The sequence below is a fragment of the Alteromonas sp. NFXS44 genome (assembly GCF_040148705.1).
Lineage (GTDB): Bacteria > Pseudomonadota > Gammaproteobacteria > Enterobacterales > Alteromonadaceae > Alteromonas.
On sequence record NZ_JAGDEA010000012.1, the window covers coordinates 731,381 to 754,344 of the forward strand.

Here is a 22,964-nt window from a genome sequence, read left to right on the forward strand (position 1 = left end):
GTAACATGAAGGACACGCAACAACTTACCTCGGTGGTCATTGCAGGCGGTGGTACTGCAGGCTGGCTCACAGCCTGTATCCTGGCCGCTAAGCACCGGCCGGGTAACTTATCAATCACAGTGATTGAATCACCGGACATCCCTACCCTCGGGGTTGGAGAAGGCACCTGGCCTACCATGCGTGGCACGCTGCAAAAAATCGGCATTGATGAAGCGACATTTCTCAGCGCTTGCCACGGTTCGTTCAAACAGGGCACATCCTTTCACCAATGGCGTAAGCCGGAGGCATCGCCTCATCAGTATTACCATCCTTTTTCCTTGCCGTTTAATTACTTTGACACCGATTGTGCGGCATGGTGGCAGCGGTATCAGCCTCAAATGGATTTTGCCAGTGTAGCCACATCGCAGGGAGCCATTTGCGATCGTAACCTTGCCCCTAAGCAAGCAGAAACGCCACCGTTCGCCGGAGTAGTGAATTACGGCTACCACCTCGATGCGGTTAAATTTGCCGGTCTGTTAAAGAACCACGCCACGTCAGAATCGTGTGTTACCCATATTACCGGTCACATCAGCTCAGTCATCCCGTCCGAAGACGGCGGTATTCACAGTATGGTGCTGGATAAGACCGGCAGGGAGATAGAAGGTGACATATTTATTGATTGCACCGGGTTTTCTGCCCGTCTCATCGGAGAACACTGCGGTGAGCCACTCATTTCCTGCAAACATATACTCGCTAATGACAGTGCTGTAGCCGTGCAGTGCCAATACGCTGCAGATGATACACCTGTGGCATCAGTTACCCGCTCTGTTGCGCAGTCAAAAGGCTGGATATGGGATATTGCCCTGCCGGAGCGAAGGGGAGCGGGCTACGTGTACAGTTCACAGCACTGCACTGCTGAAGAAGCGATCCGGACGCTTCATCGTTATGCCGGCAGCGACAAATCACTGCGGGATGTTTCTTTCGGTGAGTTTTCTGGCAAAGCAAAATATTTTAACTTTGAGCCAGGCTACCGGCGTTCGCCGTGGCAGAAAAATTGCGTAGCCATAGGCACTTCGGCAGGCTTTCTGGAACCACTCGAAGCATCTGCGCTGGTTATGATCGAACTGGCTGCTACTTTGTTATCTGAACAACTCCCGCGGTATACAAATCAGATAGCGCCGGTCGCCAGACAGTTCAACCAGCAGCTCGCAGGAAAATGGTCGCGGATTGTTGATTTTCTCAAGCTGCACTATGTGCTCAGCGACAGAGATGATTCTGCCTACTGGCAGGAAATGCGTAAACTGTCTTCCTGTTCTGAGCAACTTCAGGACTGGTTAAGTATGTGGTCGACCCGCAGCCCAAACGCCTCAGACTTTAATTTACGCGATGAGATATTCCCCGCTGCCAGTTATTTGTATGTGTTATATGGCATGGATTTCAACACCGCCTTTCTGCCCGGTTCCGCTGATCATGATTCTTCAGGACATCAGCATGCCTGGCACAAACAACAGCAATTAACCCGTCAGCATCTTGCCGGTCTTCCCGCGAACCGCGCACTCTTAAATCAGCTTACCGGCGCCCGTAAATATCAGGTGAACAGATGAATAATAAAAAACAACGCGTTGTCATTGCAGGTGGCGGCACCGCAGGCTGGATGGCTGCCGCTGCGCTAACCCGTTTATTGCATAACCGCGTAGACGTAACGTTGATCGAAAGCAGCGATATCGGCACTGTCGGTGTGGGAGAAGCGACTATACCGACACTGGTGTTCTTCCATCAATTACTGAAAATTGATGAGAAGGCATTTATGGCGGCAACAAATGCGACCTTCAAACTGGGCATTAACTTTGAAAACTGGCGGACCACACAGGACAGCTACCTTCACGCTTTCGGTGCTACCGGAGAGGATTGTTGGGCTGCAGGCTTTCAGCACTTCTGGACCAGAGGGAGACAACTGGGCCTGAGCGGAGATTTTGGTCAGTATTGCCTCGAACGGGTAGCCGCCGAAGCGCACAAGTTTGCTCACCTTCCCAAAAATGGATTGAATTATGCGTTCCATATCGACGCAGGCCGTTACGCCGGGTTCCTGCGTCAACTCGCTGAACAGGCTGGCCTGAAACGTATTGATGCCAGAATAGAAAAGGTGGTTACCTGTCCCGCTGACGGCTTTATCACTCAGCTTCAACTGGATAATGGTGACCGGATAGATGGTGATTTGTTTATCGACTGCACCGGATTTCGCGGCGTATTAATTGAAGAGACACTGCATACCGGCTACACAGACTGGTCGCACTGGCTGTTGTGCGACAGCGCCGTAGCCGTTCAGACAGAGAGTCATGCACCACCTCTGCCGTATACCCGGTGTATTGCCCATGAGGAAGGCTGGCAATGGCGGATCCCTCTGCAAAACCGCACAGGCAATGGTCTTGTATTCTGCAGCAAATATTTGTCTGATGATGCAGCGACTCAACGGTTAACCGGCAATATTGAAGGCGCTGCGCTGAACGACCCGAAGGTCATTAAATTTCGCCCCGGCCGCAGGGTGAAACAGTGGAACCGGAACTGCGTCTCATTAGGGCTGGCAAGCGGCTTCATTGAGCCTCTTGAATCCACCAGCATCCATTTAATTCAGCAGGGTATTGTCAGACTACTGCGCATGTTCCCCCACGGAGAAGTGCAGCAGTCCGTTGTTGACGAATTTAACCGCCAGAGTGTGGATGAGATTGAACATATCCGCGATTTTATTATTTTGCATTATCATGTGACAGAGCGCACCGACTCAGCCTTCTGGCGTCACTGTAAGCAAATGGACGTGCCTGATTCACTGGCGCGGCGTTTAACCATTTTCAGAGAATCGGGTCAGATCCACCGCAAAAATAACGAACTGTTTGATGATTCCTGGCAGCAGGTGATGATAGGTCAGGGACTTTTGCCTGAAGCCTACCACCCTATCGCCGATATGATGAGTGAACAGGAATTACAGAATTTCCTTACTCATATCAAAAGCAATATCGACCGCACAGTTGCCGGCTTACCCACTCACAGTCAATACCTGAATTCATTGTTTAACCGGACATGAATACCGCCCAGAAGTATTAACATCAAAGCGGACGCTGAGGACTTTGCCCCGTGCAGACAGCTCAGCGCTCCCTGATTTCTTGTGTTTCCCCACATAAATCCAAGGTTTTACTCACTTTACCACACCCAATCAAACTATTGATTTTTAACAAATCTTATTTAAAAGAACGTTCGTTTCGTGAATCAGAACGTTCGAATTCACGGTTTTAGCGCCATTAAAACGACTTATTTTTTGTGCAGGCGTAATCTCCCCATGCTTTTCAAAATTGTTAATGAAAAGTTTAAAAAATGCGTGCAAAACGGGCACAACTCAAAAGCTATCGCAGGGAGAAAATAATGAAAACTCGCCCCTTTAATAAGAACAGGATTGCCTTATCGGTTTCTCTTGTTTTGGGTTCGGCGATGATCACCAGCACACAGGCTCAGGAAGCAGCGGCTGACGATAATGTAGAAGTTATCGAAGTTAGCGGTATCCGTGGCAGTATGATTCGCGCCATGGATTTAAAGCGCTCGGGTGAGGGTATCGTCGAAGCTATTTCTGCAGAAGATATCGGTAAATTCCCGGACACCAACCTGGCTGAGTCACTTCAACGGATCACTGGTGTATCAATTGACCGCTCAGACGGCGAAGGCAGCCGGGTCACTATCCGTGGCTTTGGCGCTGACCGGAACCTGGTACTGTTAAATGGCCGGCAGATGCCAACGCCGACCCGCTCTTTTGACTTCGCTGATCTGGCTTCAGAAGGGGTGAGTACAGTTGAAGTTTACAAAACCGGGCGGGCTTCCATCGCCACCGGTGGTCTGGGTGGTACAGTAAACATTATCACTCCCCGTCCGCTGGCGAACCCGGGTCGTCAGGCCACTTTTGGCTTTAAAGCAGTGAATGACGATTCAACACAAAAAGGTGATAAGTGGACGCCTGAATTCTCGGGCCTTTACTCAGAAACCTTTATGGATGACAAGTTCGGTATTGCGCTGACAGGCAGTTACCAGAAGCGTGACAGCGGTAACAGCAACGCTTCTGTGGCATCCGGATGGCGCTCGTTTATTTCCGGTCAGGATGAAGGTGGCTGGGGTAATTTGCCGGCAGAAGATCCTGACAACTCATACCTGAATAAACCGGCTGACGGTGTCACCTATGCTGTCCCTCAAAACCTGGTGTATCAATTTAATGAAGCTTACCGCACCCGTATTAATGGCCAGCTAACGCTGGAATATCAGGCTACGGATAAACTGAAAACCAGGCTGGATTATACCTACTCTGAACGCAGTATTGACCGCGAACTGACCGATATGTCGACCTGGTTCTCGTTCAACTACAATAACGCCACAATGGTCTGGTCTGAGCCCAATGAAGAAGGGATTTCTTACCCCATCCAATATCAGGATACAGACAACTACAGCGCGGACGCAGCCAGAGGTACAGGTACCGGCATCAATTCCGGACGGGGATTTTCAGCAACCAAAAATACCAATAACTCTATTGGCTTAAATTTAGAGTATCAGGTCAACGACAACCTGGTGGTGGAGCTGGATTATCACGACGCCTCTGCTAAGCACGAACCCAACAGCCCTTACGGCAGCTGGGGCTCACTGGCAATGATTTCAAATAACCGTATCCGCACCACGGTAGATTTTTCTCAGGTACTGCCTGTACTGAGCATTGAATACCCTGAAGGTGTTGACGGTTTCGAGCCGGAAGACATGATTGGTGCAGGCAGTAACTTTGGTAATAACCACGAGCGTACTGATCTGGAGCAAATTCAGGCCAGCGGTAAATATTATTTTGATGCCGGCATCATCGAAAGTATTGATTTTGGTATCGCTCAGACAGAAACCAATAACCACTCAAAATATGCCAGTGCTACCCGCGGTACATGGAGTGGCGTAGGTGAGCCGGAAGACTGGGAAGACAGCTGGTTTACCCAGCGTTCTTTAGGCGACATGTTCGACAACATTGCAGGTCATGCCGACCCGGATCTGGAACCCTATTATATCGACTGGGATTTTGAGCAGATTGCCGAATATACCGCGGCCACGTTCTACAACGAGAATGACACGGAGTGGCCTTGTGGTCCGCGTTTCTGCGGTGGCACGAATTACACAACAGATCGCTATACCGATGAAAAAATGCAGGCGGTTTATGTGCAGGCAAATCTGGTATTCGACATAGGCGATATGCCGGCAGAAATTATCACCGGTGTGCGCTACGAGAAAACAGAAACCCGCGCGTCTGCGCTGGTACCAAGCTACGACGGTATCTCCTGGAGCAGTACCAACGAGCTGGTATTGCAACCCACCGGCGAATCCGTCTTTACTGATGAGTCAGGGGAATACGATAACTGGCTGCCCAGCATCGATTTCAAAGTCGATCTGACCGACGATGTGGTCGCCCGCGCGTCTTTCAGTAAGACGATTTCAAGGCCTGGTTACGGTGACATGCAGGGAGGTAAAACCCTTGGTGGCCAGATCACCACCATTCAGGGTTCAGGTTCCCGCGGTAACCCGGCACTGCTGCCTCTGGAATCCACTAACTACGACTTATCGCTGGAGTGGTATTACGATGAGGCCAGCTATGCTGCAGCAGGCTGGTTCAATAAAGACGTAACCAACTTTGTGGGCAGACGCACTATTACAGAAACTGCGTTTGACTTACGTAACCCCGCACAGGGCCCGCGGGCAGATGCCGCAAGGGCAGCCGGTTTCACCGGTAACGCTGAAATTCGTCAGTACATTCTGGAAAACTATTTAGACAGCGATCCGAATGTGTATCTGAACGAGCACGGAGATGTGGTTATTGATGCCAGCCCTGAAGATGACCTGGCACAATTTGAAATTAATATCCCCTTCAACCAGCGCGATAACAATGTAAATGGCTGGGAAGTCGCCATACAGCATATGTTCTGGGACAGCGGCTTCGGCGTAAACGTGAACGGTACGATGGTAGACGGCGATCTCTACTACGATAACGCGTCTATGGAGCCGCAATATGCCCTGACCGGCTTAAGCGATTCAGCAAACTTTATCGCATTTTATGAAAACGATAAGTTGTCTGTACGTGTTGCTTATAACTGGCGGGACAAGTTTCTTGCATGGATTGGCGACGGCTCCGGGGATAACCCGGTTTACACTGAAGCCTACGGCCAGTGGGACGTTAACATGAGCTACGACGTAACCGGAAACCTCACCGTATTTGTGGAAGGCATCAACCTGACTAACGAATATCAGCGTCAGCACGGTCGTCATGAACAAATGTTGATCAACCTGAGACAGTCGTCACCGCGTTATAACTTAGGTATGCGGTATACCTTTTAAATAATAATAACAACGCCCTGCGCTGCATGAAGAGCATCCCCCAACCACATTGCTCTTCGTGCAGCTTTTTGCGTTTAACAGCAAAGTAAAAGGAGGCACTATGGCCACGCCCGTTGCTTTAAACAATGTCACCCACAAACACTTACGTGTTATCCCTTCCCATTCAACAAAAACCAATGAATCCACCATGATTGCCCGTGTGCAGCCTTTCGAATTCAGAAGTTTGCAGCACGAATATCCCATTGTTTTTTACAAAGACGAACAGCAAAGCTTTCATGCAGTTGTCCTTTTGGGTCTGGAGCAAAATGAAAACTTATATCTCAGCGATACCGGCTGGGACGCTAAAACCATTCCCCTGATGATAGAACGGCAACCATTTTTAATCGGGCAGCGCCCTGCCGGTGAAAACGCAGAGCGACAAACGGTTCTGCTGGTCGATCCCGACAGCCCTAAACTCAGTGAAACAGAAGGAGAACCCTTATTCTTAGATCACGGAGGGCACAGCGAATATTTGCAACGCATGACTGACATTCTTTGTGCGATTCAGGAGAAGGAGGAAGAGACGCAGTATTTTATCAACACGCTTGAGCGTCACGAATTACTCGAAAGCTTTTTCCTTGATGTGTCACTGGCGAACGGCGAAAAACACCGGCTGACAGGTTACTACACCATCAATGAAGATAAATTACGGGAACTGGCAGAAGATGTGGTCGTAGATTTACACAAAGCAGGAAGACTTCAGCTGATTCATTTCGTGATTGCCAGTCAGGCGAACTTTGCTGATCTCATCGACAGAAAGCAGGCCCGTGAGATTGAATAGTTCACCGGCGTTACCTCACTGCGAGACTGTCACACTGCCTCCCGGCAGTCCGCTTCCGGACTGGTTATTAAACCGCAGCGTTCCGGTTAAATTAGATAACTACATTAAACACTGGCCGGCTGTTGAACATAGCCGGAACAGTGACCGGTCGCTGTGCGGGCATCTTTTACAGTTTTACACCGGCGAACCCATGGGGTTTTTCTTCGCTGACCCCCGCGCCAGGGGACGTTTCTTTTACAATGATGACATGACGGGATTTAACTTTGAAAAGGTGGCTGCTGATCTGGGCCTGTTTTTAAAAAAGTTGCTTGAATCAACTGAACTGAATGCGCCTCCCGGCATGTATATCGGCGGCACGCATTTACCGCACTATTTGCCGGGCTTTTGTGCGCAAAACCCGCCGGTTCCCGTTCCATCCGGCAATGTCAGAAACGGACTGTGGGTCGGAAACCGTACACGTGTAGCGATTCATCAGGACTTACCGCTGAATATTGCCTGCTGTGTGGCCGGGCGGCGTAAATTTACGTTATTTCCGCCGTCGCAAACACCACATTTATACATTGGTCCCCTCGATTTCACCCCTTCCGGACAGCCGGTAAGTCTGGTTGACCTGCATAACATCGATCATGACCGCTACCCGCTTTTTAAGCAGGCATTACAACATGGGCTTGTCGCAGAACTCAGCCCGGGTGATGCCCTGTTTATTCCGTCAATGTGGTGGCATGAAGTGGAAGCTCTGGCTCCGTTTAATGTGCTGGTAAACTACTGGTGGCGTACCACACCTGCATATGCAGACGCCCCCGTTCATGCTCTCCATCATGCACTGCTCAGCATTGCCGGTTTACCTGCCGGTGAAAAGCAAATCTGGCAGGACGTATTTAACCACTATGTCTTCAATGATGACGCCAACGCCTTCGATCACATCCCGCCTTCAGCCAGAGGCATACTGGGTGACATGGATGAAGATCGCGCCCGCCAGTTAAGAAGTTTATTGTTGCAATCATTACAGCGTTAACACTGAATTCCCCAGATCTACACCGCCTCAGAGAATATGCACAGGTTTGCGTATTTTCACGCCTGTAAGAGCGTTCTGACCTTAATCCGAACGTTCTGATTGGCATTTTCGCGCCCATGCGGAATCTTCTTAAAGCGGATTTTGGTTAACTCCTTGTTGCAAACTTGTTGAATCAAGCGCATCGACAAACCCAATGGAGCAACTCGGAGAGAACCGGTGAAAACAACAAATAAACAGAATAAGTTTACGCTTACCAAACTTGCACAGCTTATTGCCTTAAGCGGACTGGCACTGAACATGGCAGGCTGTGGCGGCCTGGATGAAGCCAGCGGCGCTGATGACCATAATGGTGAAACCGTTTATGACTTTGCCCCACCTCAACCTTCAACAGGTGATGAGCAGTACAGTCTGTTGAAACAAGATCGCGAACGGTGGATGAATGCACAGGGCGAAATCGTCTCTCTCCGGGGTGTTAACCTGGGCAATTGGTTAATGATGGAAATGTGGATGCTCGACAGTGGCGAGAATCCTGTGGGTGAAGGCATTGAAGATCAGTGTACTTTTGAAGCAACCCTGGATGCCCGCTTCGGGCAGGAAGAAAAAGCCCGTCTTATGGATGTATACCGCGATAATTACATCACAGAGCGGGACTGGGACATCATGCAGGACGCGGGATTCAATTTAATTCGTTTACCCTTCCCCTATCAACTTATCGAAGACGACGCGAACCCTATGACACTGCGGGATGACGCCTGGCAATATCTCGATTATGCCATCGCTGAAGCAAAGTCGCGGAATATGTGGGTTGTCCTTGATTTACACGGCGCGGCAGGTGCACAGGGATGGGAGCACCACAGTGGCTGCGCCGGTAAAAATGAATACTGGGAAGGCGACAACGTTGAGGAAAACCAGGCCCGTACCCGCTGGCTCTGGAAGCAAATCGCTACCCGTTATAAAGATGAACCGGCTGTTGCGGGTTACGGCGTATTAAACGAGCCATGGGGAACTGACGCAGAAACCCTGGCTACCAATGTGACAGAGCTTTACAACGCCATCCGTGAAGTCGACCAGACCCATGTTGTCATTCTACCGGGTCACAACAGCGGCATTGATGCCTATGGCGACCCGGAAGCAGCGGGAATGACAAATGTCGCTTTTGAAATGCATTTTTATCCCGGCATCTTTGGCTGGGGAGAAATTGGCTACGACGTACACCGCGACTGGCTTACATGCGGACAAAACGGTACAACCGGCGTATGCGAGTGGGATGAGAAAATCCGTCAGCTCGACACCCCGTTTCTGATTGGTGAAATGCAGCCCTGGGCCGGCCTTGGCGAACTGGGTGGTCCGGTAACCCGGGCCACATTCGACCGGTATAACTCCCTTAGCTGGGCGGCGACAGCCTGGTCTTACAAAGTACTCAGCACAAATGGCGGTCAGGGTAACGGTACCTGGGGTTATGTGACCAATAAAGGCGAACGCCTGCTTGCCAAAGCGACCACCTGGACGTGCGACGACTGGAATTCCACGCTGGCTGAAGCATGTGAGACACCGGCGAAAATAGTGACGCCCACAGATACCGATCAGACGTTCTACCTGATCATTAAATCAGGTGCGCTGGGCGGACAACATGATGTGCAGTTCGATAATCTGGAGTTAATTGCTCAGTCTGATGGTGAAGATGTACTTTCAAACGGAGCCTTTGACACTGCCGCAGACTGGATAGAATGGAGCGGCACCAATACAAGTCCTCAGGATGATAACCTCAGCGTTGAAGTAGGATATGCCAGTGGTGATGACAACGTACTGCGCCTTTCTGCCACAGAGGGTTTCTCAAATGGCGGTGTCTACCAGGCCGTTGAATTAAAAGGTGGTGAATCGTACCTGTTAAGCGGAACCTTTGCCGATGTGAATTCTGCTGATATGTGGGCTGAGATCTATCTTTTACCCGCACCGCCTGAAAATGGCGAAGATATCAGCGCCGCCGCCATGACTAAAATCGATCTGAATAACGATTCAAAAGAAGCCATTGAAGCTTATTTTGAAGAGATGTCCACAATCGAATACGAGATAAACCAGAGCGTATACGATGCACTCACGGCCAGTGAACCGGCCAGTATTTTCAATTTTCCTGATGCCCCGCAGTCACTGACTCTGGAGAAAACGGAAGCCGGAATGAGTCTGGTCTGGATGAATGTGAGTGATGCAACTTACAACGTTTACCGCACAACCTCCTCTGGCAGCAACTATCAATTGATTGCTGAAGATTTGGATACAGAAATGTATCTGGATGACATCACCGCAGAAGGAGTGACTTACTACTACATCGTTACCGCCGGTAACGGCGAGGAAAGTTACCCGTCAAACGAAGTCGCCACTGAAATTTTCTATGCAGATATCCCCGGCCGTATTGAAGCCGAGCACTTCAGCGGACAATCAGGCTTCCAGGTTGAAGATACGCAGGATGAAGGAGGCGGCCAGAACCTGGGCTACACCGATGCCGGTGATACCCTGACTTACAACGTTAATGTGACACAGGCTGGCGAGTACACACTTACTTTGCGTGTAGCAAGCTCAGGAGGCTCTGAAGGCATTGCATTCACAATGAATGGAAACAGCGTTGGCAGCATAGCCGTTTCAGACACCGGAGACTGGCAGAACTGGGCGACTATATCGACCACCGTCACACTGGAAGCCGGTGAACAGGAACTTCAGCTTACCGCACTTGGCGGTGCCTGGAACCTGAACTGGATGGAGTTTACAGCAAACTAAGCCCTTAGTTTGACCCTGTTGCCGGTAAGCTCCGCGCGCTTACCGGCTTTTTATTTAACCGGGATTTTTTATTACTATGCATCGATTGCTTCTCTTCATAGCTGTAGCAGGTTTTTTAGTCAGCTGCGGAAATACTTCAAACCACTCAGCACCTCAGGCCGTTGTTTCCACTGAGTGGCATCCTAACGACAAGCAGTGGTACAGCGAGCCCTGGCCGGAAGAGGCGGTGCCCCGCCGTCTTGAAAATTTACCGGTGCAGGCTGTAAGCCGCACGGATGCCGAAGACCTTATCGTGCTGGACCCTGAACAGCAATATCAGCGCATTTTGGGCATTGGCGCATCGCTGGAGCATTCCACCGTTTATGCAATCCGCAAAAATAAGACACGGGCAGAGCAGAAGGCACTGCTTGCTGCACTCATCGACCCGGTGAATGGCATTGGTCTGAATCTGTTCAGGATCAGCATAGGAACATCAGACTTCTCAGACGGCACTTATGCTGAAACCTCACCGGACAATGAGAAAGGCTGGTACAGTTTTCAGGATACACCGGAGAGTGCGTTCTCTATTCAACGCAATATTGAGCTTGGCATTACAGACACGCTTCAGATGGCCATAGAAACCGGAAATGAAACGCATAATCCGGTGAAACTGGTGGCCAGCCCGTGGAGCCCGCCCCGCTGGATGCGGGAGCGCAATGATATGGTACAGGGCGGTACGCTGAAACCTGAGTTTTACGAAGCTTACGCCCAATATCTGCGAGAGTTTATCGAAGCTTATGCGGCTGAAGGGATACCGGTTTATGCCCTGACCTTGCAGAACGAACGGCAATTTGAACCACCCGCCTATCCGGGCATGGTACTGTCCTGGCAGCAGGAGCGGGACTTGTTAATTGCTGTGTATCACAACTTCCACAATGTAAATCAACACCATGGTGCTGAACTGAACGTGAAACTGTGGACGCTTGACCATAATTTTGACTACTGGCAGCAAGCGGTTACCCAGCTTGATGACTTCCTTGAAAAAGGGCTCTATCACTACATCGACGGCACGGCATTTCACCATTACGCCGGAGATTCATCGGCCATGGCCAGTGTCCATCAGGCGCATCCGCAAAAAGACGTTATTTTCACGGAAGGCAGTGTATGGGGTGTGGGGGATGACAATCTGAACAGGGGCTTTCAGTCAGTTATCAGGCATTTCCGGCACTGGTCTACAGCGTACATTTCCTGGGTAACCATGCTGCCGCAAAATGTGGATGAAGCTAATCAGGGTCCCTACAATAAGCCGGGGGTCGTAGGTCCCACAATGCTCATCCAGGAAAAAGGTGACAGCAATAACTGGTACAAAACGCCTGAATACTGGCTCACCGGACAGTTTTCTAAGTTCATCCGGCGGGGTGCCGTCCGCATAGGCTCATCACCGGAAACCATCAACCATATGGAAAACGTCGCGTTTCAGAATCCCGACGGCTCTGTGGTAGCCATTGCCACCAATCCCAATGATACAGAGCAAACTTTGTCCTTCGCATTACATGAAAAGGTATGGCAAATCATTGTGCCGGCGAACAGCATAGCGACAGTGAAGTGGTAGGTTTACCTGTGCAAAATCATCGTCTGCAGCTTAATCATAGGGCTAAGTGTCATATCCTGAAAATTGGTCACGAGAAAACCCGTGTTGTGCTGATAGACGATGCTTTCTCAGAGCTTGCTCCCGTGCAGGACATGGCAGCAGCATTAACCTACGAACAGGAAAGCGCCACCTGGTATCCCGGCGTCCGTGCACGTTGTCCTGATGTGTTGAGGGAAGCGTTACTGCAAATGACCACAGGGTTGATTAAGCAGGCATATCACCTTGCTGATCATGAAAAGCTGGCTGACCAGGGTTCCTGGATAAGCATTGCCAGTACGCCTGCTAAGGAACTGCATCCTTTGCAATGTGTGCCTCACTTCGACTCACAACATAAAACCGACTTCGCCATTATGCTGTATGCAGGCCGGCGCAGCTTTCAGGGAACAGGATTTTACCGGCATAATCCAACCGGTTTTGAAAATATTACGCCGGACAGATGGCCGGACTTTGAAGCAGCAAGGACTACTTATACGCCCGAAACCGGTCACCGGAAGCAGGACTATTTTCACCATTCAAACGATGAGTATACGTTGATGGGAAAAATAGACTACCGCCCGAACCGCTTACTCATTTATCCCGGTACATTGCTGCACTCAGGATTGATCGACGCCGGCGCTGACCTGGACACTTCCCCGCTTTCCGGACGCTTAACCGTTAATATTTTCGCCGGAGCAAACTGAGCACTTATCAGGGCCCGCGTATTGTCCGGCAGGCCCCGATAATCATACTGCTATTGTACCGGAGAGAACCACCAGGACTGACTGTCTCCGCCCGTTGCAGCGGCAGTTCTTATATTTGCGCCGTTACCTGTTCCCTGAGCCTCCAGTGCTGACTGACCGGCAACAGAACATACCCTGAACGAACCGTTTGGTAACGATTGCAGCGCCCAGCGCTGATTATCACTTCCGAAACACGACCACTGATGCACGTTATCCGAGCCGTTATCTGCATCTAAGCAAGAACCACTGTTCTGACTGATAAATTCATACACGTTACTGCCAACTTCTACGGCCTGCCAGCGCTGGTTCGCAGCGTTTAAGTTATCCCACACCTGAATATTAGCGCCGTCTGCAACAGAGACATTTGCCACATCCATGGCACGGCCACTGGCAACATTGCTGATAATGTACGTTCCGTTTGCCAAAGCGCCGCTGCCACTGCTGTTACAACTTGTGGTGGTCACATCAGGTTTTACTCCGTCGTAAAAATCCTGATGCCACGTGTGACTGGCATGCCCGTTACGCACATTGTTTTGTGCAAAGTCGAGCATTGCGTCATACAGATGGACAGGTGGCGTGCCACCGTTGTTGATATAGGCTTTCACCTGCTCATAAGCATTATTCGTGGGGATGGTCCACAAAGTGCGGTCGTGGGACATTTTCTTAAATGACCATGGGAAATAACCCGCCAGATTTTGCTTTGCCCAGTTGGTGATGGCCAGCAAGTTACCGTTATCTGTTTCCCCGTATTCTCCGATAATAAGAGGAATATTCAGATTATTTGTAATGTTCTCACGTCCCTGTGTATCGGCGAGCGGGCCGTAATGATGGATCTGGTAAACCAGCTTATCGTCCCATTTGTAGTTAATGCCGGTACGCGCCTGCGTATCACCGTTACTCCAGTCAATTTTTGAAAGATCAGACCCCCACCAGCTACCCTCAGCAACAATGATATGGTTGTTGTCCACTTCTCTTATGGCGTTTCGCATTGTGATAAACGAAGGAAGCAGTTCGTACTCCCGCCCGTCCTGCGGCACCGGCTCGTTAATCAGATCATACCCCCACACCACAGGTTCATCTTTATACCTGTTCGCAATATGACGCCAGATGGTGGCTGCAATCTGCACGTTATTGCCATCCCAGAACGTCACGGAATCGCGGGGCTGACTGGCATTGGAGTTAACATTGTCAGCATGATCACCCGGATTCTGATAGCCGGGAGCGCCGTGCATGTCGAGCAACACATACATGTCGTATTTTCTGCACCATTCAATTAACCGGTCAAAATACTCAAAGCCATTGTCACGGAGCTGATTATTCCACCAGAACAGGTTGTAATTAAACGGAACCCGTACTGAATTAAATCCCAGGCCTTTCAAATCGGCTATCGCCTGTTCATCCACGTAATTCAGGCGCCATTGATACTCAAACTCTGCAGCTTTATCAGAACTGCCCAGCGCGCCGGCAAGTTCATTGAAAAACTGTGTATGAGTACGGTAATTGAAGTCGCCCATCATCAGATAGCCTTCCCAAACCAGCCAGTTCCCCAGGTTGATACCACTCAGAAACAGTTCGTTACCCTGCTCATCAACAATTTTATTACCCTGAGTGCTGACAAAATTCGCATAGGCCATATGCGTGCTACTCAATGCGATAACCGCACCGCAGGCGGCGTGCTGTACAAATTTCTTCAGTTTGCGGGGGAAAGCCGCTGTCAGTAATGACGGACCGGATTCATGTAAAGTTGTTATTTTCATTGGATATCCTGCTTTTTATATTATCGGGATTAACCTGCGCCAGTGCAGGCATTATGAAATTAACAACTTAGTTACAAGCATGCGTTCGACAGGGCAGCAAAATATACAATCCGAACGTTCTGATTGCGGTTTGCTTTCAGGCAAACGTTTAATCGCAGACACAAAAAAGGGCGCTGAGCGCCCTTTTGAATTTACCGAAAGCCGCGTTTAGTTGCGACCTTGAAGGCGTGTCCAGCACAATCCTGCCAGCATCATCAGTGCAACAACAAACGTGGACGGCTCTGAAACAGTGGTGGTCACTGCGTCTGCATTCAGCGTGTAACTGAATGAACCAAAGCTGAAACCTTCATTCCCACCTACAGCCAGCGTGTACCAGCCACTTGTAAGTAATCCCGCATCGAGGTCATTAGTCCCTGCCGCAGGTACGAAAGCGTCGGTACCAGTGATATACGTTAAACTGCTACCCCAGAAATCAGAGAAGTCACCAGCATTGTCAAACAGGAAACCGGGATCCGTCGCCAGTTCGCCTGAATACAGGCTCATACCCATTGATGTAAGAAGTGTATCCAGTGAGAAACTCAGTTCAGTGTCAGCAGATAATTCGAACGTGTAAAAATCAATTGCTGAAGTATCACCGTTTAACCAACCGCTTTCGTCACTCAGAGAGCCGCTTGCAGTGCCCGGAATGCTCAGGTTCATAATGGCTGCATTCGCCTGAACAGCAAGTAACATTGATGCTAAAAATACCAGTGCTTTCATGTTTATTCCTTAAAGTCTGAAAAGGGGCAGCAACGTGCCCCCGTATTGTTTTATTAAATTTTTATGCTTATTCCGGCTTACAGCGCGCCGTTTTCCCACGGGCCGGTAATCGCGAACGTGACACCCGGAGACTGGATATTCACGAATAACCAGCGGCCATAGAAACATGCACCACACCACTCACGACTGGTAAAGCTGCGGCGGGCAGAACCATCTGTGCTGGTGCCCACGCTGTCGGTAAAGTTGGCTGAAACGCCGGGGTAAATGTTGTCGATAACAGCAAGATCACCCTGATCCAGCTCCATGCGGTTTTCACAGAACGTGAAGGTTTCGCCGCTTTGCGTTAAACCCACCAGACGCTTGGGATCAGAGCCACCGTCTTCACACATCAGGATGCTGCCACGGGGACTGACAGCAATATTGTCAGGACCATCGACTTCTGACGTGCTGGTAGATTCAAATACAACCGTGAGTTGCTGACGACGAGGGTCGAAACAGAAAATTTGTCCCAGACCGGCTGCGCCGCCGGAAGTAGAAACGAAGTAGATTTTACCGTCGTCATACCAGCAACCTTCACCGCGAAGAATGATGGCAGCGTCGCTGGCCTGACTGAAACAGGACTCACTGAACGCGTCAGGATCAGGGATTTCCTGCCAGCTTACGTTGTAGGTTGAGCCTTCAACCAGTCCGCCACGCAGGTCAACACGTGATGTGTTATCCAACACCATTGCGTAAAGCGTACCGCCAGATTTCAAATCTCCCCACTGGCCTGCCGGTTCGAATTTATAAAATGCAGAGGTGCCCGTGTCTTCCGTCATGTAAACAAAGCTTGTTGCCGGGTCCACTGCCACAGCTTCGTGGGTGAAGCGACCCATCTCACGGATTGGCTGACCGTCTGATACACCAAAACCCGGAACTTCGAAGATATAACCGTGATAGATACCCTGAGCAACCTGGAAGGTCTCTTCACAGGATAACCACGAACCCCATGGTGTAGAACCACCGGCACAGTTACGGATTGTGCCGCCAAGACTGTTGTAGGAAGACAGGAACTTACCATTTACTACATCAAACATCAGGTTGGTAGTACCGCCATATTGCGCAGGATTGTAGATACCACGGCCGCCCACAGGGTCACACTTATGGCCTTCGCCCTCACTTAATTCATGGTTGCGCACAAGACACACTATATTTTGCTTTGCAGCAACCACTGCCATACCGTCATGGTCGGTTGGTGTCGGGTTACGGTCAGACTGGATCTGACCTGTCCAGCCGTAGGAGGTATATTCAAAGCCGTCCGGTAAAGCCAGCAACTCCAGACCTGTTGCTTTACAGGCTTTCATGCTCAGTGGGCCGTAAGAAGAAGAAAATGGCAGAGTCGCAGCCTTGGCAGACAGCGATGCCAGTGCTGTACTGGCAGCAACAACAGAACCACCTTTTACAAAATCACGACGGTTAACCGTCGCTTCGGACAGAATCATCCCGGTTGTATCTTTAGACATTTTTTTGCACCTGTTCGATTGGTTTTAGAAGTAGGAACCCCGACCTCTGAAAGGGGACAACATCCGGTCTTGCAGGGAACCAATCTACGGAGCAAAAATGACACTCAGACGCCATTTTCTTGACGAGCAGGCTACATGTTCGTGACAGATTTTTTTAAACTATATTTCAGCAGCTTCCTGCGCCGCCTGTGCCCGCCGCTCTGTCATAGCAACAAGGTAAACAGATACTTCATAAAGCAACACTATGGGCGTACCCAGTGCTATCTGGGAAATTAAATCAGGTGGGGTAATTAAGGCAGCGACAAGGAATATCAGCACAATAGCGTGGCGCCGGTAGTGTCTTAGTGTTTCTGCCGTTACCATGCCGGTTTTAGCCAGGATAAGCAGAAATACCGGTAGCTCAAAACTCAGTCCGAATGCCAGAATGAGCTTAATCACCAGCGACAGATATTCACTGACTTTTGCTTCCAGTTCGACTCTGATGGCCTCATTGCCACCTGCGGTTTCGAAACTCATAAAAAACTGCCATGCCATCGGCATCACTACATAAAACGCAAGCGCAGCGCCGGTAATAAACAAAACCGGGGTCATAATAAACAGCGGCAAAAAACCTTTTCTTTCGTGCTGATACATACCCGGAGCAAGAAAGCGCCAGACCTGGATCAGAATAAGCGGCACCGAGAAAAACAGAGCAGTAAAAAATGCCAGCTTCAGGTAAGTAAAGAATGCCTCCTGCAAGCCGGTATAAATCATTCTCCGCTCACTGCCTTCTCCGAATTGTTCAAGCAATGGCTGTTGCAGGAAATGATATATGTCAGCGGAGAAATAGTAGCCGGCGCCGAACATCACCATAAAAAACGCCAGGCAGTAAAGCAGTCGGGTACGAAGCTCAATAAGGTGAGTAAGTAAAGGCGCGGTGGACTTATTGATCTGTTCGTCATTCATTGCGCTGCTCCTTCGCCTTACGCGCTTCATCAGCCTGGTTGCGCGCCTCGTCAATTTTGCTCCGGCGCTCAGCATGTTGCTCTGCAGACATTGAGCCCGGCGTAAAATCTGCCGGCAGATTTCTGATATCTTCAGGCAAAAACGCTTTCCAGCTTTCGTCACCCGGTTGCGCTTTGCCGTTCACAATATTCACTTCTTTCGTAAGCTGATTCATGCTGCCCTGCATGCCGGCATACATGCGCTTCAGCTTTGCGGTAAAGCGTCCGAAAATTTGAAACAGCTCAGGTAAATCTTTCGGGCCGATGATAATGAGGGCCAGCACACCCACGAAAAAAAGCTCAGTCCAGCTAAGATCAAGCATGGGGTTGACCGGCTTTCACCGGTTGCTCTGATCCACGTTTGGATTGCGTGGATTCTGACTCTGTCTGACCGGCAGGCGCTGCTGCATCCAACTTTTGTTCTTCCTCCTGCAAACCCTGTTTGAAACTGCGGATACCGGAGGCAATATCGCCCATCAAGGCAGGAATACGACCACGACCGAACAGTAGTACTACGATTAGCAGTACCAGTAAAATCTGCCACAGATTCAATCCCATTACCCGTCTCCTTTGTCAGTGTGAAAGTCCATGCTGTCCGGGAACTGTGACTGCCACGTGACGAAATGATGAAGATATGATGAGAGCGGATTTTTAGTTAATTCAGGACAAATCTTAATGACTAGCTCATATTATTTATTGAATTAATTCACCAAGTAAATTAACTTATTTATCACAATTCCAGTGTTGTGATGAATAAGGATCCTGTCATTGAAACGGTTTACTTCTGTTGTATCGAAAAGCAGTCTGGCGCTGCTGGTTTTTGCGAGCTCTCATGCACTCAGTAACACACCGCCGCCGGTGGATGAATTTACCGGCAAGCCCAGAGTGTTTGTTTTCACTGATATGGGCAACGAGCCGGACGATCAGATGTCCATGGTGCGCCTGCTGACCTATTCCAATGAACTGGACCTTGAGGGCCTTATTGCAACTACATCTACCTGGCAGAAAGAAAAGCGGGAAACAGACACCATAGCCGGTATTATTTCCGCTTACGGCGAAGTACGCAGCAACCTGATGAAACATGCTGACAGCTGGCCGGAAGCAGCGTATCTGCAAAGTCTGGTTAATGTAGGCCAGCCTGGTTACGGCATGGCCAGTACAGGCAAAGGGCAATCGTCCCCGGGTTCTGAAGCGCTGATTGCCGCCGTTGATAAAAACGATCCGCGACCGGTTTGGGTAACAGTGTGGGGTGGCGCAAATACGCTGGCGCAGGCACTGATGGATGTGAAAGCGAACCGCTCAGAGTCAGAACTTAAAGCGTTTGAGAGGAAGCTCCGCGTTTATTCTATTTCTGATCAGGATGATGCCGGCCCGTGGATCCGTAAGCACTTTCCGGATGTCAGCTATATCGTAAAACCTTCGTCACCCGATGGCGGTGAATATGCTTACGCTACCTGGACAGGCATCGCCGGTGATGAATACTATCAAAACGGCAAAGGTGCTGACTTCACCACCGTATCGAATGAATGGCTGGAAGAAAACATCCGTAAAAAAGGCCCGCTGGGCAAGCATTACCTGAGATATGCATTCATTATGGAAGGTGACACTCCGGCCTTTCTGGGATTAACCGCTAACGGACTGAACAGTTTCCGCAGCCCGTCCTGGGGCGGCTGGGGAGGACGCTATGTTTACCGTCAACCCTACGGAGAAACACATTCAATCTGGACTCAGGGCGGTGACTGGTTCCCCCGTGTCACGTCTGCCGATACGGTTACAGGCAAAGACGGTGAAACTGTAGCCTCTGATCATGCGACCATCTGGCGCTGGCGTGAGCAGTTTCAGCATGATTTTGCAGCCCGCATGGACTGGACTATCAAGCCCTATGAGGAAGCAAACCACCATCCCGTCGTATCGGTTAACGGAAACACCGGTACAGAGGTCATTTACGCTGATGTAAAACAGGGTGAAACGCTGGTCCTGGATGCCTCTGCCACAGAAGATCCTGACGGAAATAAACTGTCCTGGCACTGGTTCCATTATGAAGAAGCAGGCTACAGCGGCATGCCGGGCACCCCGGCGCTGGCGGCACTTTCACTGAAAAATACCGGCAGCAAAAGCGAAGTTACCGTGACTAAAGCATGCAGAGAGATGTGGCACGATACGCCGGTACCCTGTGATAACGGCGGTGAAGCTCACGTTATTCTCGCAGTAACAGATAACGGCACACCGGCACTGACCAGCTACCGGCGAATCATCATTAAAACCAGAGAATAATAATTCTGCAACGTGGCCGCAGCTAAACTAAAAAGCTGCGGTTGGTCAATTCCAGTAAGCCCCGCGTGGCAACGTCAGTATCCGGCTCATAAGTGATAGCAAGGCGGGATGCAATGGCCTGGGTACTGCCATGACGCTCAAGCGCTTCTTTAATGGCGGTCCCCAGGTACTCGTGCAGGATGGCCGTTTCACCGTTTAAGTAGATGTGCCGCACATCCAGCATGGCCATCAGCTGCACAGCAACATGCCCGAGGACATCTCCTGCCTGATTAATGATGGCCTGCATGGCCGGATTGCCTGCATTGAGCAGTTCACTGATATGGTGCAGCTTTTCAACAGGCGTTGCGCCTTTCAGCGTAATACCGGCCTGCTCAGCCTGCTCGAAAATCGCGTTGTAGGTGACGTACTGCTCTGCGCAGCCACGGGCACCGCAGTAGCACACAGGGCCATGTTTATCGTAAGTCAGATGGCTCACTTCCGGAGCAAGACCATCCGGTCCGGCAATTAACCTGCCATCAACGCATATACCGGTACCCAGACCATAACCCAGAAGCAAAGCAATGTAATTGTCTTCAAACTGATTAAAGGCGTTAAAATAGAACGTCGAGCACCAGGCAATATTATACACATGCACAGGCACACCCAACGCTTCTTCTAACATAGATGCCAGCGGCACGTTTTGTTCATCCAGTAATTGCGACTGATAAATAATGCCGGTGTGCTGCGCTATTTTTCCCTGAGTAGCAATACATACCGACTTAAGTACATTTACTTCAATACCATGGCCGGCGCATAGTGAACTAACCAGCGCCTGCAGCTTTGCGGAGAATACGGACGGGGAAAACAGGTTTCCTTCCTTGAAGGATACCTGCCATGGCTGATTCAAAGAACGGTGAACTTTGCCTGAAACATCCTGCAAGTAAGCACTTACACCTTCAATCGAAACGTACATTGCAACACTGAAGTAATGTCCCTCATTCAGTGCCAGCTCTGTTGCCGGCCTGCCTGTACGATCTGAGGAGTCAGTGTCAGCCCCCGGGTTCTCACGAATAAGACCCTCTTCAGCCAGCATTCTGGTTACTTTAGTCAACGCCGGTTTACCCAAACCGGTAGCCTGCGCCAGCGCTACCCGCGAGTACGGTTGTTGACGAAGTAGTGCGACGACTTTATTTTTTCCGTTCAAAAGCTGATATTTCGATAGTGTCTATAGTTAAAACAAGGCCGTTTTCACAAACCACGCAACAGGCGAAAAACCTGCGTAAGCCTAGAATACCTTATCCGCCGCTTTTCAAAACCGGAAATTCATATTCAGTTCATCTGATCTACGATGGCGCTGAGCATCTGTGTCTGTTTTCCCGATAAGCGGCGTACTATGATTCACATCACATAAACCGGCAATCTCTCTGTTCAAAACCGTAAAGGAATTCCATGAAAAAGCGTATATCGGCTTTGCAAATTGGCACTAAACCGCAGGGTACTCAGGCAACATTAGAGGCCATCCTCAGTTTTGAAAGCGCTATTAAAGAAGCACAAACCGATTTAGTGGTGATGCCCGAGGCTTTGCTGGGTGGCTATCCTAAAGGAGAAATCTTCGGCACCCGTCTTGGCTACCGTTTACCGAAAGGCAGAGAATCCTTTAAGCAGTATTTTGATGAAGCCATCGCCGTCCCGGGACCGGAAACCCGTGAACTGGCTGATTTGGCGGCTCGCCTGAATACGAACCTGGTCATTGGCGGTATCGAAAAGCAGGGCTCGACGCTTTACTGTACTTCTCTTTATTTCACGCCGGAAGATGGCCTGGCAGCAAAGCACCGCAAACTCATGCCCACCGGCACTGAACGCCTGATTTGGGGGCAGGGTGACGGCTCTACCCTGCCCGCCATCAATACCTCAGCCGGGCGGATATCCGGTGCAATCTGCTGGGAAAATCACATGCCTCTGCTTCGTATGGCACTTTATGGCAAGGGTGTCGATATCTGGTGTGCGCCCACCGTGGACGAGCGGGAGATATGGCAATGTTCCATGCGCCATATCGCTCACGAAGGCAGAATGTTTCTGGTCAGTGCCTGTCAGGTGCAACCGTCTCCGGACGCATTAGGCATCAAGGTCGAAAACTGGGACGAACAACGCCCGTTAATTGCCGGCGGCAGTGTTATTGTCAGCCCCATGGGCGACATTCTGGCAGGGCCGCTTAAAAACGAAGAAGGTCTCATCACCGCAGACATTGACCTTGAAGATTTAAAACGCGCCCGCTACGACTTCGACGTAAACGGCCATTACGCCAGACCAGATGTCTTCAGCCTGCACGTAGATGAATCTGAGAAAAGGTCGGTGGTATACTCTGGGTAAGAAGCACTAATC

General features: G+C 50.1%; 17 protein-coding genes. 10 read left to right on the top strand and 7 right to left on the bottom strand.

Going from position 1 to position 22,964, the window contains the following annotated elements:
• Window positions 1-5: 5 nt before the first annotated feature.
• The 8 genes from J3369_RS20290 (at window position 6) to J3369_RS20325 (ending at window position 13,289) form a co-directional block, all read left to right on the top strand.
• Complete coding sequence (locus J3369_RS20290) at window positions 6-1,583, top strand: tryptophan halogenase family protein (protein ID WP_349590389.1); 1,578 nt, start codon at window positions 6-8, stop codon at window positions 1,581-1,583.
• Window positions 1,580-3,058 (top strand): tryptophan halogenase family protein, encoded by a 1,479-nt coding sequence (locus J3369_RS20295; protein WP_349590391.1) that lies wholly within the window; start codon window positions 1,580-1,582, stop codon window positions 3,056-3,058. The genes J3369_RS20290 and J3369_RS20295 overlap by 4 nt, the downstream gene beginning before the upstream one ends.
• A gap of 335 nt (window positions 3,059-3,393) precedes the next feature.
• Window positions 3,394-6,372, top strand: coding sequence for a TonB-dependent receptor (locus J3369_RS20300; RefSeq protein ID WP_349590393.1), 2,979 nt, complete (start codon window positions 3,394-3,396; stop codon window positions 6,370-6,372).
• A 100-nt stretch (window positions 6,373-6,472) separates the two neighbouring features.
• Window positions 6,473-7,192 carry a SapC family protein gene (locus J3369_RS20305; protein WP_349590394.1) on the top strand — a complete coding sequence of 240 codons (720 nt, stop codon included), beginning with the start codon at window positions 6,473-6,475 and terminating at the stop codon, window positions 7,190-7,192.
• Window positions 7,179-8,207, top strand: a complete 1,029-nt coding sequence (locus J3369_RS20310) for a cupin-like domain-containing protein (protein WP_349590397.1) — start codon at window positions 7,179-7,181, stop codon at window positions 8,205-8,207. Before J3369_RS20305 ends, J3369_RS20310 begins: the two co-directional genes overlap by 14 nt.
• Window positions 8,208-8,423: 216 nt before the next feature.
• Window positions 8,424-10,979, top strand: a complete 2,556-nt coding sequence (locus J3369_RS20315; RefSeq protein ID WP_349590399.1) for a carbohydrate-binding protein — start codon at window positions 8,424-8,426, stop codon at window positions 10,977-10,979.
• Between the two features lie 76 nt (window positions 10,980-11,055).
• The gene (locus J3369_RS20320; protein ID WP_349590401.1) at window positions 11,056-12,570 is read left to right on the top strand and encodes a glycoside hydrolase family 30 protein; all 1,515 of its coding nucleotides are present in this window, start codon (window positions 11,056-11,058) and stop codon (window positions 12,568-12,570) included.
• A complete protein-coding gene (locus J3369_RS20325) occupies window positions 12,522-13,289 on the top strand; it encodes a DUF6445 family protein (protein WP_349590403.1) in 768 nt (255 codons plus the stop codon). The genes J3369_RS20320 and J3369_RS20325 overlap by 49 nt, the downstream gene beginning before the upstream one ends.
• 50 nt (window positions 13,290-13,339) lie before the next feature.
• Here the strand turns inward: J3369_RS20325 and J3369_RS20330 are convergent, their stop codons facing one another.
• From J3369_RS20330 to tatA, 6 genes are all read right to left on the bottom strand, one after another.
• On the bottom strand, window positions 13,340-15,085 hold the full coding sequence (locus J3369_RS20330; RefSeq protein WP_349590406.1) for a cellulase family glycosylhydrolase: 1,746 nt from the start codon (window positions 15,083-15,085) through the stop codon (window positions 13,340-13,342).
• Window positions 15,086-15,292: 207 nt separating this feature from the next.
• Window positions 15,293-15,844, bottom strand: coding sequence for a hypothetical protein (locus J3369_RS20335; RefSeq protein WP_349590408.1), 552 nt, complete (start codon window positions 15,842-15,844; stop codon window positions 15,293-15,295).
• 77 nt (window positions 15,845-15,921) lie between these two features.
• Window positions 15,922-17,346: an alkaline phosphatase PhoX gene (locus tag J3369_RS20340; protein WP_349590411.1), complete on the bottom strand. Its 1,425-nt coding sequence runs from the start codon at window positions 17,344-17,346 to the stop codon at window positions 15,922-15,924.
• 159 nt (window positions 17,347-17,505) lie between these two features.
• Window positions 17,506-18,291 carry a twin-arginine translocase subunit TatC gene (gene tatC, locus J3369_RS20345; RefSeq protein ID WP_349590413.1) on the bottom strand — a complete coding sequence of 262 codons (786 nt, stop codon included), beginning with the start codon at window positions 18,289-18,291 and terminating at the stop codon, window positions 17,506-17,508.
• Window positions 18,284-18,652: a Sec-independent protein translocase subunit TatA/TatB gene (locus J3369_RS20350; protein ID WP_303572311.1), complete on the bottom strand. Its 369-nt coding sequence runs from the start codon at window positions 18,650-18,652 to the stop codon at window positions 18,284-18,286. The genes tatC and J3369_RS20350 overlap by 8 nt, the downstream gene beginning before the upstream one ends.
• Entirely contained in the window at window positions 18,645-18,887 is a 243-nt protein-coding gene (gene tatA, locus J3369_RS20355) for a twin-arginine translocase TatA/TatE family subunit (protein ID WP_349590416.1), read from the bottom strand. Before tatA ends, J3369_RS20350 begins: the two co-directional genes overlap by 8 nt.
• Window positions 18,888-19,097: 210 nt before the next feature.
• On the opposite strand from tatA, the gene J3369_RS20360 reads away from it, so the two are divergent.
• Complete coding sequence (locus J3369_RS20360; RefSeq protein ID WP_349590418.1) at window positions 19,098-20,603, top strand: DUF1593 domain-containing protein; 1,506 nt, start codon at window positions 19,098-19,100, stop codon at window positions 20,601-20,603.
• 22 nt (window positions 20,604-20,625) lie between these two features.
• On the opposite strand, the gene J3369_RS20365 is transcribed toward J3369_RS20360, so the two are convergent.
• Complete coding sequence (locus J3369_RS20365; protein ID WP_349590420.1) at window positions 20,626-21,786, bottom strand: ROK family protein; 1,161 nt, start codon at window positions 21,784-21,786, stop codon at window positions 20,626-20,628.
• 245 nt (window positions 21,787-22,031) lie between these two features.
• On the opposite strand from J3369_RS20365, the gene J3369_RS20370 reads away from it, so the two are divergent.
• Window positions 22,032-22,952 (top strand): carbon-nitrogen hydrolase family protein, encoded by a 921-nt coding sequence (locus J3369_RS20370; RefSeq protein WP_349590422.1) that lies wholly within the window; start codon window positions 22,032-22,034, stop codon window positions 22,950-22,952.
• Window positions 22,953-22,964 lie beyond the last annotated feature (12 nt).

Coding starts and splice junctions, on each gene's coding strand:
- J3369_RS20290 (WP_349590389.1), top strand. CDS start 6: ATGAAGGACACGCAACAACTTACCTCGGTGGTCATTGCAGGCGGTGGT.
- J3369_RS20295 (WP_349590391.1), top strand. CDS start 1,580: ATGAATAATAAAAAACAACGCGTTGTCATTGCAGGTGGCGGCACCGCA.
- J3369_RS20300 (WP_349590393.1), top strand. CDS start 3,394: ATGAAAACTCGCCCCTTTAATAAGAACAGGATTGCCTTATCGGTTTCT.
- J3369_RS20305 (WP_349590394.1), top strand. CDS start 6,473: ATGGCCACGCCCGTTGCTTTAAACAATGTCACCCACAAACACTTACGT.
- J3369_RS20320 (WP_349590401.1), top strand. CDS start 11,056: ATGCATCGATTGCTTCTCTTCATAGCTGTAGCAGGTTTTTTAGTCAGC.
- J3369_RS20325 (WP_349590403.1), top strand. CDS start 12,522: ATGGCAAATCATTGTGCCGGCGAACAGCATAGCGACAGTGAAGTGGTA.
- J3369_RS20330 (WP_349590406.1), bottom strand. CDS start 15,085: ATGAAAATAACAACTTTACATGAATCCGGTCCGTCATTACTGACAGCG.
- J3369_RS20335 (WP_349590408.1), bottom strand. CDS start 15,844: ATGAAAGCACTGGTATTTTTAGCATCAATGTTACTTGCTGTTCAGGCG.
- J3369_RS20340 (WP_349590411.1), bottom strand. CDS start 17,346: ATGTCTAAAGATACAACCGGGATGATTCTGTCCGAAGCGACGGTTAAC.
- tatC (WP_349590413.1), bottom strand. CDS start 18,291: ATGAATGACGAACAGATCAATAAGTCCACCGCGCCTTTACTTACTCAC.
- J3369_RS20350 (WP_303572311.1), bottom strand. CDS start 18,652: ATGCTTGATCTTAGCTGGACTGAGCTTTTTTTCGTGGGTGTGCTGGCC.
- tatA (WP_349590416.1), bottom strand. CDS start 18,887: ATGGGATTGAATCTGTGGCAGATTTTACTGGTACTGCTAATCGTAGTA.
- J3369_RS20370 (WP_349590422.1), top strand. CDS start 22,032: ATGAAAAAGCGTATATCGGCTTTGCAAATTGGCACTAAACCGCAGGGT.